The organism is Paenibacillus sp. 102 (assembly GCF_039549175.1).
Classification (GTDB): Bacteria; Bacillota; Bacilli; order Bacillales; family Bacillaceae_G; genus Bacillus_A.
The window spans coordinates 1-15,011 of the sequence record NZ_JBCGHT010000016.1 but is presented as its reverse complement, the minus strand read 5'-3'; the positions used below and the strand labels follow the sequence as shown (position 1 = coordinate 15,011).

Sequence of the window (15,011 nt, the reverse complement as noted above, 5' to 3'; positions counted from 1 at the left end):
ATAAAATATGTTAGCTTCTAGCAATCTACCTTTGCAATTGCGCGGTATCCGATATCACTTCGATAAAATAAACCATCGCTCTCAATTTTTTCTATCTCTTTATATACTTTATCCTTTGCTCCTTGTAAGTCTTTTGCTTTACAAGCAACAAATAGTACACGACCGCCGTTTGTTACAAAATCTCCATGTTTCATAGCTGTACCTGCGTGAAAAACAATTACATCTTCCAATGTATCTAATCCACGAATCACAGCACCTTTTTTATATGCCTCTGGATATCCTTTTGAAGCAAGTACTACACCAATGACTGCTTCTTTAGACCATTTAAGCGTTAATTCTTCTCCATCTAATACGCGATTACATACGTCAACTAAATCACTTTCTAAACGAGGTAATACAACTTCTGTTTCTGGATCCCCAAAGCGCGCATTAAATTCAATTACTTTTGGCCCTTCACTTGTTAAAATAAGACCTGCATATAAAATGCCTGTAAATGAACGTCCTTCTTTGATCATCGCCTGAGCGGTTGGATGTAAAACAGTTTCAATCGCTACTTCAACCGCTGATTCTGGAATTTGTGGTACAGGAGAATATGCACCCATTCCTCCTGTATTCGGTCCTTTATCACCGTCAAAAGCGCGTTTATGATCTTGTGCAATTACCATTGGGTAAACAGTTGTTCCATTTACGAATGCCATTAAAGAAAATTCTTGTCCATCTAAAAACTCTTCAATAACAACCTTTTTACTTGCTTCCCCAAACTTTACATCTTGCAGCATTTCTTTTACAGCTTGCAATGCCTCTTCTAACGTCATTGCTACTGTTACACCTTTTCCAGCTGCTAAACCGTCCGCTTTAATCACAATAGGTGCACCAACCTTTTGAATATACGCCACTGCTTCCTCATAGTTTGTGAACGTTTCATATGCTGCCGTTGGAATATCGTATTTTTTCATCAACTCTTTTGTAAAAGCTTTACTTCCTTCAATTACAGCGGCTGCTTTATTCGGCCCAAAAACGCGAAGCCCCTCTGCTTCAAAACGATCAACAATTCCATTCATAAGAGGAATTTCAGGACCAACGAATGTTAAAGCGATATTGTTCTCTTTCGCAAACAGAACAAGTGCGTCAAAATCGTTTTCATCAATATCAACTGGCATTGCCACATCTCTCATGCCTTCATTCCCTGGTGCTACATACACTTTTTCCACTTGCTCAGACTGGGCAAACTTCCAAGCTAAAGCATGCTCGCGCCCACCGCGACCGATTACTAAAACATTCATATTTCAACCTCCATTATTCAAATAAGTACAAAATAGGAGCATTGCTCCTATTTTGTTGAAACTAACAACTGCTTCTTTATATCATTATTTGTCGAATGGTCGATATCCATTTTCGAATCACCGATATATTTCAATTTCTGCCGATATACGTTGAGAAACGATCGATATATCGGGAAAATCGCTGATATAATTTCATGTACTAATAAAGCGACAGCTATCTTAACTGGACTTTTTGAACTTCCTCTATTAATCCAAGTTTAAAAAGGAGGATCAAAAGAACCGAGCAGTTCGAGGCACGGAAGCCAGGAGAACACGAAATGTAGCTGACACTACATGAGTACCGGACTGACGACGTAACGACGAAATGCGACAGCTATCTTAACCGAACTTTTTGAACTTCCTCTATTAATCCGAGTTTAAAAAGGAGGATCAAGAGAACCGAGCAGTTCGAGGCGCTGCAGCCAGGAGGATACGGAGTGTAGCTTATACTACATGAGTACCGGACTGGCAAAGCAACGACGAAATGCGAAGGTTATCTTGACCGGACTTTTTAAACTTCCTCTATTAATGTTTGAAATGACGGACGCCCGTGAACACCATAGTAATACCATATTCATCAGCTTTTTTAATAGAATCTTCATCACGAATCGATCCACCAGGTTGAATGATTGCTGTAATACCTGCTTTAGCAGCCTCTTCTACTGTATCTGGCATTGGGAAAAATGCATCAGATGCTAAAGCACTACCTTGCGCTTTGTCATCAGCTTGCGAGATGGCAATTTTCGCTGAGCCAACGCGGTTCATTTGTCCAGCGCCAACACCGATTGTCATGTTATCTTTTGCTAAAACAATCGCATTTGATTTTACGTGTTTTACAACTTTCCAAGCTAGTTTTAAATCGGCCCATTCTTGTTCTGTTGGTTCACGTTTTGTTGGAACTGTAATTGCATCTTCATCTAGTGCTAACGTATCTTCTTCCTGAACTAAAAGACCACCTTGTACAGAAGTTAGTTTTTTACTTGCATTTGCCGACTTTTCAATATTTACCGTTAACAGACGTAGATTTTTCTTACTTTGCAACACTTCTAAAGCTTCTTGTGAGAAAGAAGGTGCGATAACAATCTCTAAGAAAATTTCATGTAATTTTTCAGCCGTAACTTTATCAATTTCACGATTGGATGCAATAATGCCTCCGAAGATAGATACAGGATCCGCTTCATAAGCGCGTGTATATGCTTCATGAATATCAGTACCAACACCAACTCCGCATGGGTTCATATGTTTTACCGCCACCACTGCTGGTTCTGTAAATTCTTTTACAATGCTAAGCGCTGCATCTGCGTCATTAATGTTGTTATAAGATAACTCTTTTCCATGTAACTGCTCTGCATAAGCAACAGAAGAAGTTGCTGCAAATGGCGCTTTATAGAATGTTGCTTTTTGATGTGGATTTTCTCCGTAACGTAAATCTTGTTTTTTCTCGAATGTTACTGTTAATGTTTCTGGGCTTTCTTCTCCCATTTGTTCTGTTAAATAGTTTGAAATTAATGCATCATATGCCGCTGTATGACGGAATACTTTTGCCGCTAATTTACGTTTTGTTTCGTCTGTAACTTCACCGTTTTCTTTTAGCTCCGCTAGTACAACATCATAATCTGTTGGATCAACGATTACTGATACAAATTTATGATTTTTCGCAGCTGAACGGATCATCGTTGGACCACCGATATCAATATTTTCAATTGCATCAGCAAATGTCACATCAGGTTTAGCAATTGTTTCTTTAAATGGGTATAAGTTTACAACAACAAAGTCGATTGGTTGAATGCCTAATTCATTCATCTGCGTTACATGCGTTTCATTATCACGTACTGCAAGTAAACCACCATGAATGTTTGGATGTAATGTTTTCACACGACCATCCATAATTTCTGGGAATCCTGTTACTTCAGAAATCCCAATTACTTGTAAGCCATTTTCTTCTAACAATTTTTTCGTTCCACCTGTTGAAATAACTTCAATCCCTTGTTCAAGTAACCCTTTAACAAATTCTACAACACCTGTTTTATTTGAAACACTTACTAATGCACGCTTTTTCATTTATCCTTCACCCCTAGTTGAATGTTATTTAACAGTCTTCTCTTTCATAGATTGAACGATTTCGTTCACCGTATCTACGTACAATCTATGTTCAACTTGCTGAATTTTCTTTTGTAAACTCTCTCTCGTATCCGCGTCAGAAACATTTACTGCTTCTTGTGCAATAATCGGTCCTGTATCCATCCCAGCATCTACGTAGTGAATCGTCACTCCTGTTACTTTCACTCCTGCCTCTAACGCTTGACCAACAGCATCTTTTCCTGGAAAACTTGGTAATAATGATGGATGAATGTTAATGATTTTCCCGCCGTATGCTTCTAGTAATGTTGGCCCGATAAGACGCATATATCCAGCTAAAATAACACAATCAATCTCGTATTCTCGCAGTTTTTTTAATATCTCATTCTCAAACGCTTCTTTTGACTCATATTCTTTCGCTGAAAAAGCAAAGCATGGAACATGATGGTAATGCGCTCGTCCGATAACACGAGCCTCAGGTTGATCACATACTAGCAAACTAATATCAGCTTGTAATCTTTTTTCTTCCACTGCATTAATTAGCGCTTGGAAGTTAGAACCGCTTCCCGAGGCAAAGACTGCCAATCTACTCATAGTTCTGTGCCTCCATTAAAAGTGACACCTGATCCTTTTACAGTGCGTCCAATGATGTGTGCTTTTTCTCCTTGCTCTGCAAGAAGCTTAACAACATCTTTTGCATCTTCTTCTTTTACTGCCACTACCATACCAATACCCATGTTAAAAATATTGAACATTTCTTTTTCTTTTAGTTTTCCAACTTCTTGAAGTAAGCTAAAAATCGGTTGAATTTGCCAAGAACCTAGTTCAATTTCTGCACCGATTCCTTCTGGCAACATACGTGGAATATTTTCAATAAAACCGCCACCTGTAATATGAGCCATGCCATATACTTCATATTTCTTCAATAGTTCTAAAATAGGTTTGACATAAATTTTCGTTGGCTTTAATAGTTCTTCACCAAGAGGTAGTTCTAAGCGACCATGTATACGATCTAAAGATAGCTGCCCGTCTTCTAATAACACTTTGCGCACTAAAGAATAACCATTACTATGAATACCGCTAGATACTAAACCAATTAACACATGACCTTCTTCAATAGACTTACCTGTTACAATTTTCTTTTTATCAACAATCCCAACCGTAAAACCAGCTAAGTCGTACTCTTCAGTGGAATACATACCTGGCATCTCAGCTGTCTCTCCGCCAATTAGCGCACAACCCGCTTGGCGACAACCTTCTGATATACCTTTGACGATGTTTTCAATTTTACTAGGTTCTGCTTTACCGCAAGCAATGTAATCAAGGAAGAAAAGCGGTTCTGCCCCTTGGACAACAATATCATTTACACACATCGCTACTGCATCAATACCAATTGTGTCATGTTTATCCATCATAAAAGCGAGCATCAATTTTGTACCCACGCCGTCTGTTCCAGATACTAATACGGGTTCTTCTAATGCAAATTTTGATAGATCAAACATGCCTCCAAAACCGCCAAGACCGCCTAGTACTTCTTTTCTCATTGTTGTTTGTACGTGTTTTTTCATGCGAGATACCGCTTCATATCCAGCTTCAATATCTACTCCTGCTTGCTTATATGCATTCGCCATCGTTTTTTACACCTCGTCTTTTAATTTCTCCCACCCAAGCGGGCACTCTTTTTATAGAGTATGTGTTAGGAAAAAGCTAGCTTCTACTTAAAATAAAGTAGAAGCTTTCCGCTTTTTTATTTCATACTTTCTAAAAGTTCTTGCTCATAGTCATACAGAGCTGTTGGATAATCCCCATTAAAGTAAGCCATACATAAGCCGCCGTATTTCCCTTCATATGGGCGCCCAATTGCATCTACTAAACCATCTTCACTTAAAAATGTTAAAGAATCTGCGCCAATGATTTGACGTATTTCTTCTATAGAGTGATTTGCTGCAATCAATTCTTTTCTCGTTTGAATATCAATGCCATAGAAACAAGGATACTTAAGTGGTGGAGAAGCAATTCTCACATGCACTTCTGTCGCTCCTGCCTCGCGAAGCATTCGAACAATTCGTTTACTTGTTGTTCCTCGTACAATAGAATCATCGATCATTACAACGCGTTTTCCTTCAACTACTCCTCGTACTGCTGAAAGCTTCATTTTTACCCCTTGCTCACGCAATTCTTGAGAAGGTTGGATAAAGGTACGACCAACGTAACGATTTTTAATTAATCCTAATTCGTATGGAATACCAGTTGCTTCTGCATAACCAATCGCTGCTGAAATACTAGAATCTGGTACACCCGTTACAACATCTGCTTCAATAGGAGCTTCCTTTGCTAAAGCTTTCCCCATGTTTTTACGTGCTGCATGAACGTTAATGCCTGCAATATTAGAATCTGGACGTGCAAAGTAAATGTATTCCATACTACAAATTGCATGATCTACTTCGTTTGTAAAACGATCTACTTGAATCCCCTCATCATTAATGATAAGTAGTTCCCCAGGTTCTACATCACGAATGTATGTTGCACCAACTACATCGAAAGCACATGTTTCAGATGCTACAACGTACGCATCTCCCATTTTTCCAATTGAAAGTGGGCGGAATCCATTCGGATCTAACGCAACAATCATTTCGTTTCCTGTTAGTAAAAGATACGCAAATGCACCTTTCACTTTGTTCAATGCATCTTTCACGCTCTCGATTAGTGAACCTTTTGTATTACGCTTAATTAAATGAAGCAGTACTTCTGTATCTGAACTTGTTTGAAAAATACTTCCTTCTGCCTCTAATTCACGGCGAAGCATTTTTGCATTAATTAAATTTCCGTTGTGAGCTAATGCCATACTATGATCAGAGAAACGGAATAATAGTGGTTGCACATTCGCTACTTCACTGCCGCCCGCTGTTGCATAGCGTACGTGTCCAATTGCCGATCTTCCATTTAAGCCTTCTAGCTCACCTCTTGAAAACACTTCTGATACTAAACCTAACCCCTTATGGCCGACGATTTTCTCTCCATTATTAACAACAATGCCTGCGCCTTCTTGCCCACGGTGCTGTAAGCTGTGCAATCCGTAGTACGTAACTTGTGCTGCATTTTCATGCCCCCAAATTCCAAAAACGCCACATTCTTCATTTAACCCCTTTATTTCAGCAAGCATGGGATTGCCCCTTTCCAAGCCTTTCTCATTTCATCAACATTTGCTGTAAGTAATACTTCATTTTCTTCATTATGAATTGTTACTTCATTTGTATTTGTGACTTCCCCAACTTGAATTGCTTCTACTGCTTTTTCGAATGCTTCTTGCATTTCACGTTTCACTGTTACGACAAATCGTGATTGTGATTCTGCAAATAATGCCGCTGTTGCTTCCCCATCTAATTTCACAGTAGCACCTAAGCCTTTAGCGCCAATTGCGCTTTCAGCAATCGCAACTGCTAATCCGCCTTCTGCAACGTCATGTGCTGATTGAACAAGTCCTGCTTGAATTGCTTCTAGCAATTGTTTTTGGCGTTTTAATTCTACTTCTAAGTCGATGCTTGGTGATTGACCAAAGATTTTACCGTACACCATCTTCTGCAATTCACTACCACCAAACTCAGCTTTCGTTTCACCAATTACATAAACTAGATCTCCAGCTTCCTTAAACTCTTGTGTTGTTACATGTTTTAAGTCATGAACAAGACCTACCATACCAACAGTCGGTGTTGGATATACAGCTTCACCGCTACGTTCGTTGTACATTGATACGTTTCCGCCGATAACTGGAGTCTGTAGTGTACGACAAGCTTCACTCATACCATCTACTGATTTCTCAATTTGCCAGAAAATCTCTGGTTTTTCCGGATTACCAAAGTTCAAGCAATCTGTAATTGCAAGTGGCTCTCCGCCTGAACATACGATATTACGTGCAGCTTCTGCTACTGCAATTTTACCGCCCATTTCAGGATCTAAGTAAATATAGCGAGAGTTACAATCTGTTGTCATTGCTAATGCTTTTTCTGTACCACGTACACGTACAACTGCCGCGTCTGATCCTGGTGTAACAACTGTGCTTGTGCGCACTTGATAATCATACTGATCATATACCCACTCTTTACTTGCAATCGTTGGTTGTTGTAATAGAGCTAGTAATGTTTCTTTATAATTATCTACTTTCGGTGTTTCCATTTTCATTTCTTGGAACTCTTTAAAGTACGCTGCTTCTTTTGAAGGCTTATGATAAATTGGTGCTTCTTCTGCTAATGCATCTGCTGGCACTTCCGCTACCATTTCACCTTTATGGAATAAGCGAAGCATTTTATCTTCCGTTACTTTCCCCATCGTAACTGCCGCTAAGCCATACTTTTCAAATAAATCTACAATCTCTTGCTCTCTACCTTTTTTTATAACAATCAACATACGTTCTTGTGATTCAGATAACATCATTTCGTATGGCGTCATACCTGTTTCACGCTGTGGTACATCATCCAAGTACATTTCAATACCCATCCCTGCTTTACTTGCCATTTCCGCAGAAGACGATGTTAAACCTGCAGCTCCCATATCTTGAATTCCAACAAGAGCATCAGATTGGATAAGCTCTAGGCATGCTTCAATAAGAAGCTTCTCCATAAACGGATCGCCTACTTGTACTGCTGGGCGTTTTGCTTCTGAACTCTCAGATAATTCTTCTGATGCGAAAGTTGCACCGTGAATACCGTCACGTCCTGTTGAAGCACCTACGTACATAACTGTATTACCAGCTCCGTGCGCTTGACCTTTTTTAATATCTTCATGATTAATTAACCCAACGCACATTGCATTTACAAGTGGGTTTCCTTCATAACATGGGTCAAACTGTACTTCTCCGCCCACTGTCGGAATACCGATGCAGTTACCGTATCCTGCAATCCCCGCAACTACTTCTTCAAATAAATATTTTACGCGTGGTGATTGTAGTTCACCGAAGCGAAGTGAGTTTAATAATGCTACTGGACGAGCCCCCATCGAGAATACGTCGCGAATAATACCACCAACACCCGTTGCCGCACCTTGATATGGCTCAATTGCTGAAGGGTGGTTATGACTTTCCATTTTAAATACAACCGCTTGATTATCACCAATATCTACAATTCCTGCACCTTCACCAGGTCCTTGCAATACGCGCTCTCCTGTTGTTGGGAATTTGCGAAGAACTGGTTTTGAGTTTTTATAACTACAATGCTCTGACCACATAACAGCGAATAGTCCTGTTTCTGTGTAGTTCGGCAAACGTCCTAAAATCTTTTCAACCATGGCAAACTCTTCGTCTGTTAGCCCCATTTCCGCATATATACGTTCTTCTTTAATTTGTGTTGGATTTGGTTCAAGCATTAACGACATATGTTTCCCTCCAATGTTTTAAAATAGATTGAAAGACTTTTAAACCTTCAGCGCCGCCAAGAAGTTCATGAACAGCACGCTCTGGATGTGGCATCATACCAAGTACATTTCCTTTTTCATTTACAATACCTGCAATATCTGAAACGCTTCCGTTTGGATTATCTACATAACGGAATGCAATTTGATTCTTTTCTTCTAATTCTTTAAGAGTTACTTCATCACAGTAGTAATTTCCTTCACCATGTGCAATCGGAATGTTGATTACTGCACCTTTTTCATATTGAGATGTAAACATTGTTTCGTTATTTTCAACACGTAGCTGAACAGTACGGCACATAAACTTTAAGTTCTCATTTCGCATTAATGCACCTGGTAACAATCCTGATTCAACTAAAATCTGGAATCCATTACATACACCTAGAATTGGCTTTCCTTGCTCAGCAGCTTTTTGTACTGCCTTCATTGCATTTGCGAAGCGAGAAATAGCACCGCAGCGAAGGTAATCACCGTAAGAGAATCCTCCTGGTAAAAGAATCGCATCATATTCATCTAAATTCTCTGCATCATGCCAAACGTAGTCTACCTCTTCGCCAAGCTCATCTTTAATTGCATGAAACATATCAACGTCACAGTTCGAACCTGGAAAAACGATTACGGCAAATTTCACTGTGCGACAACCTCCTCAACTTCATAACGGAAATCTTCCATTACTACATTCGCTAATAGTTTTTCACACATTTCTTTTACCTTGCTATCCAGGTCAGTTACTGATTTATCAATTGTTAATTCCATATATTTACCGATACGAACATCTTGTACTTCTGTGAAAGAAAGACTATGCAGAGCACCTTTCACCGCTGTTCCTTGTGGATCTAATACGCTCTCTCTTAATGTTACATATACCTTAACTTTATACATGTGAAGCTCCCCCTAAACGTTTTAAAATTTCTTCATATGCCTCTGTTAAATTCCCAAGATCACGGCGGAATACATCTTTATCAAATTTCTCATTACTCTCTTCATCCCATAAACGACAAGTATCTGGTGAAATCTCATCTGCTAATACGATTTCGCCTTCTTCTGTTAATCCAAACTCTAATTTAAAATCTACTAATCTTACACGACAGCTTGCGAAGTGCTCAATCAATACTTGATTGATTTGTAGAGCTTTTTCTCTTAATGTACTTACTTGTTCTGGTGTTGCAACGTCTAACACGCGAATATGATCTTCCGTTACAAGTGGATCCCCTAATTCATCATCTTTGTAGTAAAGTTCTACGATTGGTGCTGCAAGTGCAGTTCCTTCTTCCATTCCTAATCGTTTTGAAAGACTTCCTGCAATTACGTTCCTTGTGACAACTTCTAATGGAATAATACTAACCTTTTTCACAAGTTGTTCTGTGTCTGATAGCTTCTCAACAAAGTGCGTTTTAATTCCCACTTCTTGTAACTTTCTGAATAAGAGAGTTGTAATCTCATTGTTCAGACGACCTTTTCCTGTAATCGTCGCTTTTTTCTCCCCATTGAAAGCAGTAGCACTATCTTTGTACTCTACCCAAACCATATCTGCTGCTTCTGTACGATAAATTCTTTTTGCCTTACCCTCATACAGCAATTCTAGCTTTTGCATTTCGCAAGCCCCCTGTAGTTTGAAAAATATGAATAATATTTTTATAAAGAATGGCACAGAATGACTCTATTCTGTGCCATATAAAATTCTCAGCTTAGTTCAATCCAAGACGTTCGAAGATTGTATCAACGTGTTGCATGTGATGTTCGTAGTTGAAGCATTCATTGATTTCTTCTTGTGTTAACTTACTTGTAATACGCTCATCAGCTTCTACAAGTTCTTTAAATTGTACTTGCGTCTCCCATGCTTCCATCGCTTTAGGCTGTACGATATCATAAGCTTCTTCACGTACCATCCCTTTATCGATTAGCGTAAGCATTACGCGTTGAGAGTAGATTAAACCGTATGTTCGTGTCATATTGCGTTTCATGTTTTCTGGGAATACCGTTAAGTTTTTCACGATATTACCAAAGCGGTTTAACATGTAATTTAATGCAATCGTTGCGTCTGGTAAAATAATACGTTCTGCAGATGAATGTGAAATGTCACGTTCATGCCATAATGGAACATTCTCATAAGATGTCATCATGTAACCACGGATCACACGAGCCAAACCAGTCATATTTTCAGACCCAATTGGATTACGTTTATGCGGCATTGCAGAAGATCCTTTTTGTCCTTTTGCAAAGGCCTCTTCTACTTCTCGTGTTTCACTTTTTTGTAAACCACGAATTTCGACTGCCATTTTTTCGATAGATGTTGCGATTAATGCAAGTGTTGACATGTAATGTGCATGACGATCACGTTGCAACGTTTGTGTTGAAATCGGTGCTGCTTCTAATCCTAAGTTTTCACAAACATATTTTTCTACGAATGGATTAATGTTCGCGTATGTACCAACTGCACCAGATAATTTACCTACGCGAACTGTATCCGCAGCTTGTTTGAAACGCTCTAAGTTACGTTTCATTTCTTCATACCAAAGACCAAGTTTCAAACCAAATGTTGTTGGTTCTGCATGAACACCGTGTGTTCTTCCCATCATAATTGTGTATTTATGCTCTTTTGCTTTATTAGCTAAAATAGTAATGAAATTTTCTAAGTCGTTTAATAGAATTTCATTTGCTTGTTTTAAGATGTAAGATAACGCTGTATCAACTACGTCTGTAGATGTTAAACCGTAGTGAACCCATTTACGTTCTTCACCTAATGCTGGTGTTTCTGATACAGCACGAGTGAAAGCAACTACATCATGGCGTGTTTCTTTTTCAATCTCATAAATACGCTCCATATCGAATGATGCATGTTCACGAATTTTCTTTACATCTTCTTTTGGAATATCACCAAGTTCAGCCCATGCTTCACAAGCTAAAATCTCAACTTCTAACCACGCTTTAAATTTGTTCTCTTCCGTCCAAATCGCACCCATTTCAGGGCGTGTATAACGATTAATCATCTTTTTCCCTCCAACAGTTGTTCTTGATGGTCCCAAATATGCAAACTTTGCGCTTTTTCTAGAGCATCTTCAATATTTTCATTTAAAATATTTACATGCCCCATTTTACGCTGCGCCTTTGCTTCTTCTTTTCCATACATGTGTAAATAGCACCCGGTTAATCTATTCACTTGCTTTAGGACCCCTTCTATATGTTCGCCTAAAATGTTTACCATGACAACTGGTTTTAATAAATTTGTTTCCCCAAGAGGTAAATTACAGATTGCTCGAATATGTTGCCCAAATTGACTTGTTTCACATGCATCAATTGTATAATGTCCTGAATTGTGAGGTCTTGGTGCTAATTCATTAATATAAATCTCACCATCTACCGTAGCGAACATCTCTACCGCTAGTGTTCCCACAAGCTGAAGTTCATCCGCAAGTATCTGTGCATATTCAATTGCTTTTTTTGAAAGTGCTTCTGTGATGCGAGCTGGTACGATAGATTCATGTAAAATGTTATTCACATGAATATTTTCAGCTACTGGAAATACCTTCGTTTCACCACTGACACTGCGAGTTACAATAACTGATACTTCTTTTTCAAATGGCACCCATTTTTCGAGAATACATTCAGTTTGATTTACAAGTTCCATTGCTCTTGCAACATCCGCTTCGCTTCTTAAAACAACTTGCCCTTTCCCGTCATATCCCCCTGTTGTTGTTTTTAACACACAAGGAAAGGAAAGTTCCGTAATTGCTTCTAAAAGTTCGTCTTGCTTCTGCACGAGTCTATATGGTGCGACTGGTAAGCCAACACTTACGATTGCATTCTTTTCTGTAAAACGATTTTGCGTTTTATTTAACAACTGACTACCTTGTGGCAAATACGCATATTTTTCAAGCCATTGTAAACATCTATAATCAATATTTTCAAATTCATATGTGATAACATCGCTTATTTCTGCTAAATGCTGAATCGCTTTCAAATCATCATACGATGCGACAATTTCAACGTCAGCAACTTGTGCACATGGTGAATGTTTTGCTGGATCTAGTACAGCAATTTTATAACCCATTTCTTTCGCTGCTAGCGCCATCATTCTTCCAAGCTGGCCACCGCCAATAATTCCAATTGTTTTTCCCGGTAAAATGATTCTTGTCATATCAGCTCACTACCTTCACGCACATTTTTCTCAATTGCTTCTCGTCTCAGTTCTAATGCATCATGTATGTCATCATGAAATGATCCAAGTATTTGTGCTGCAAGTAGTCCTGCATTTGTTGAACCAGCCTTACCAATCGCAACCGTTGCAACCGGTACTCCTCCTGGCATTTGAACGATAGACAGTAACGAATCTAAACCATTTAACGCTTTTGATTGAACAGGAACACCGATTACAGGAAGATTTGTCTTCGCTGCAACCATCCCTGGTAAATGAGCGGCTCCTCCAGCTCCTGCAATAATAACTTTCAATCCACGTTCACGAGCTGTTTCTGCATATTCAAACATATAATCTGGAGTCCGATGAGCGGATACAACTTTCTTCTCATACGGAATGTGTAATTCATCTAAAATGTCACAAGCATATTTCATTGTTTCCCAGTCTGACGTGCTTCCCATTATGATTCCAACTAGTGATTTCATATTAGAATCCCCCCGATTCAAATAAAAAAAGCCTGAAATAGAACATTTTCTCTTTTACTATGAGAGAAAGCGCTCTACTCAGGCATACGTATCCCTTGTGAATAGAAAAATACCGAGTGACTTTCCCTCATAGTCTAACGAATAACGGTCGTTAGGTAGAGACTTGCAGGCCATATCCCCGCGATTATATGAGGTGCAATATAATATTGTTTCTATGGCTATATTAACAATATTTCATAAGTAATGTCAATAAATAATCGAATGTTTTTTTGTTAGATATTAATAACGTTCGTGTTTTAGTTATATTCAAAAAAAGAAATGAAAATATATGCAAGTAAGAACGGAAATTAAGATAATAATTCAAAATATAGATATACAAGGATTTTCCTTTAACAACAAGGTTTCATTAGAGTACTATATCAATGGAGCTAAAAAGATTACATAGATGAATAAGGCATTTCCCGAAGCGTATGAATAATTTACAGTTATCAAGATTTTTTATTTATTGGCTTTATGCTTGTACTAATGTGTGCGAAAAGAATTGCTATGCGAGAAATAAGCTAGTTGATGAATTAAAAGCACAGAACTTTTCAGAGGATTTAAACGGTTCAATCGTATCAGGAGAATTAAAAATGAACAATGATAAAATATTCCCAATGATATGTATCGAAGATAATGAAGTAATAAAGTGAAACTTCCATCAGTAGAGTTTTCTTGATCCACCCCTGATGGTTGCCCTCACCAACCGGGATTTTACGGGGTAGATTGCCTTTCAATCATAATAAAGTCGTTTAATTTCGAATTCGTTTTTCAACCAAAGAAGAGTGTAGTTGCGTAACACTATATGTTTAGAATAAAAAATAAGAAGCTTAGGAAGAGGAAATAACAATAAAAAAGTATAAAAAATTAAAAGCCTATGCAATAGGTAATGATCATTTTTATGAAGTTGTTATTAGCAATAGTAAAGATATTGCTGTCTTTTGGTTAAGAGATGCCGCAGGATATAGTGCTGAGGAAATGGAAAAGTTGAATGTGTGGGAGTTCCCATTAGATAAAAAAGTATTTATTAGGGATTATGGAGAAATATCTGCAAGAGAATTAATTCAAGAAGTAGTTCAAAGCGAAGTTTTTTGCAGTTTTCCAATAGTTGTTTTTGAAAAGAAAATGGAAAATGATTATTTTGAAAACTGGCATTCTCACTTTGAGATAGAAGAACCTACCGATTAAAGTGTTTTTGAACTAAAGGATGCCTTTATGCCTGAATAATAGTATGAAAAAAGAATTTAAAACCATAAAAAACCTAAGTCGAAACGACTTAGGTTTTTGCTTGGCGACGTCCTACTCTCACAGGGACAAGGTCCCAACTACCATCGGCGCTAGAGAGCTTAACTTCCGTGTTCGGTATGGGAACGGGTGTGACCTCTCTGCCATCATCACCAAACTGATGAAGGTATATTCCTTCAAAACTAGATAACATTTGCTACATATTATATGGTTAAGTCCTCGATCTATTAGTATTCGTCAGCTCCACATGTCACCATGCTTCCACCTCGAACCTATCAACCTGATCATCTTTCAGGGATCTTA

13 protein-coding genes, 2 rRNA genes and 1 riboswitch are annotated in these 15,011 nt (G+C 38.4%); of the genes, 1 reads left to right on the top strand and 14 read right to left on the bottom strand.

Features of this window, described 5'->3' with window-relative positions; translation table 11 throughout:
• Nucleotides 1-17: 17 nt before the first annotated feature.
• The 12 genes from purD to purE form a co-directional block, all read right to left on the bottom strand.
• Complete coding sequence (gene purD / locus AAIE21_RS23365) at nt 18-1,283, bottom strand: phosphoribosylamine--glycine ligase (protein WP_343268955.1); 1,266 nt, start codon at nt 1,281-1,283, stop codon at nt 18-20.
• A gap of 564 nt (nt 1,284-1,847) precedes the next feature.
• On the bottom strand, nt 1,848-3,383 hold the full coding sequence (purH, locus tag AAIE21_RS23360) for a bifunctional phosphoribosylaminoimidazolecarboxamide formyltransferase/IMP cyclohydrolase (RefSeq protein ID WP_343268954.1): 1,536 nt from the start codon (nt 3,381-3,383) through the stop codon (nt 1,848-1,850).
• 24 nt (nt 3,384-3,407) lie between these two features.
• On the bottom strand, nt 3,408-3,995 hold the full coding sequence (gene purN, locus AAIE21_RS23355; protein ID WP_343268953.1) for a phosphoribosylglycinamide formyltransferase: 588 nt from the start codon (nt 3,993-3,995) through the stop codon (nt 3,408-3,410).
• Entirely contained in the window at nt 3,992-5,032 is a 1,041-nt protein-coding gene (gene purM, locus AAIE21_RS23350; RefSeq protein ID WP_343268952.1) for a phosphoribosylformylglycinamidine cyclo-ligase, read from the bottom strand. Before purM ends, purN begins: the two co-directional genes overlap by 4 nt.
• 116 nt (nt 5,033-5,148) lie before the next feature.
• Entirely contained in the window at nt 5,149-6,564 is a 1,416-nt protein-coding gene (purF, locus tag AAIE21_RS23345) for an amidophosphoribosyltransferase (protein ID WP_343268951.1), read from the bottom strand.
• The gene (gene purL / locus AAIE21_RS23340; protein ID WP_343268950.1) at nt 6,549-8,768 is read right to left on the bottom strand and encodes a phosphoribosylformylglycinamidine synthase II; all 2,220 of its coding nucleotides are present in this window, start codon (nt 8,766-8,768) and stop codon (nt 6,549-6,551) included. The genes purF and purL overlap by 16 nt, the downstream gene beginning before the upstream one ends.
• Nucleotides 8,752-9,435: a phosphoribosylformylglycinamidine synthase subunit PurQ gene (purQ, locus tag AAIE21_RS23335; protein ID WP_343268949.1), complete on the bottom strand. Its 684-nt coding sequence runs from the start codon at nt 9,433-9,435 to the stop codon at nt 8,752-8,754. Before purQ ends, purL begins: the two co-directional genes overlap by 17 nt.
• Nucleotides 9,432-9,686 (bottom strand): phosphoribosylformylglycinamidine synthase subunit PurS, encoded by a 255-nt coding sequence (purS, locus tag AAIE21_RS23330; RefSeq protein ID WP_000278826.1) that lies wholly within the window; start codon nt 9,684-9,686, stop codon nt 9,432-9,434. Before purS ends, purQ begins: the two co-directional genes overlap by 4 nt.
• Nucleotides 9,679-10,398 (bottom strand): phosphoribosylaminoimidazolesuccinocarboxamide synthase, encoded by a 720-nt coding sequence (gene purC, locus AAIE21_RS23325; RefSeq protein WP_343268948.1) that lies wholly within the window; start codon nt 10,396-10,398, stop codon nt 9,679-9,681. The genes purS and purC overlap by 8 nt, the downstream gene beginning before the upstream one ends.
• A gap of 94 nt (nt 10,399-10,492) precedes the next feature.
• A complete protein-coding gene (gene purB, locus AAIE21_RS23320; RefSeq protein WP_343268947.1) occupies nt 10,493-11,794 on the bottom strand; it encodes an adenylosuccinate lyase in 1,302 nt (433 codons plus the stop codon).
• Nucleotides 11,791-12,942 (bottom strand): 5-(carboxyamino)imidazole ribonucleotide synthase, encoded by a 1,152-nt coding sequence (purK, locus tag AAIE21_RS23315; RefSeq protein ID WP_343268946.1) that lies wholly within the window; start codon nt 12,940-12,942, stop codon nt 11,791-11,793. Before purK ends, purB begins: the two co-directional genes overlap by 4 nt.
• The gene (gene purE, locus AAIE21_RS23310) at nt 12,939-13,424 is read right to left on the bottom strand and encodes a 5-(carboxyamino)imidazole ribonucleotide mutase (protein WP_207995775.1); all 486 of its coding nucleotides are present in this window, start codon (nt 13,422-13,424) and stop codon (nt 12,939-12,941) included. The genes purK and purE overlap by 4 nt, the downstream gene beginning before the upstream one ends.
• A gap of 110 nt (nt 13,425-13,534) precedes the next feature.
• Nucleotides 13,535-13,636, bottom strand: a riboswitch (purine riboswitch).
• 805 nt (nt 13,637-14,441) lie between these two features.
• On the opposite strand from purE, the gene AAIE21_RS23305 reads away from it, so the two are divergent.
• Nucleotides 14,442-14,651 carry a hypothetical protein gene (locus AAIE21_RS23305; protein WP_343268945.1) on the top strand — a complete coding sequence of 70 codons (210 nt, stop codon included), beginning with the start codon at nt 14,442-14,444 and terminating at the stop codon, nt 14,649-14,651.
• A gap of 98 nt (nt 14,652-14,749) precedes the next feature.
• Here the strand turns inward: AAIE21_RS23305 and rrf are convergent.
• Both rrf and AAIE21_RS23295 read right to left on the bottom strand, forming a co-directional pair.
• Nucleotides 14,750-14,865: ribosomal RNA gene (rrf, locus tag AAIE21_RS23300) — 5S ribosomal RNA — on the bottom strand.
• Nucleotides 14,866-14,915: 50 nt separating this feature from the next.
• A 23S ribosomal RNA gene (locus AAIE21_RS23295) occupies nt 14,916-15,011 on the bottom strand; the annotation flags it as partial.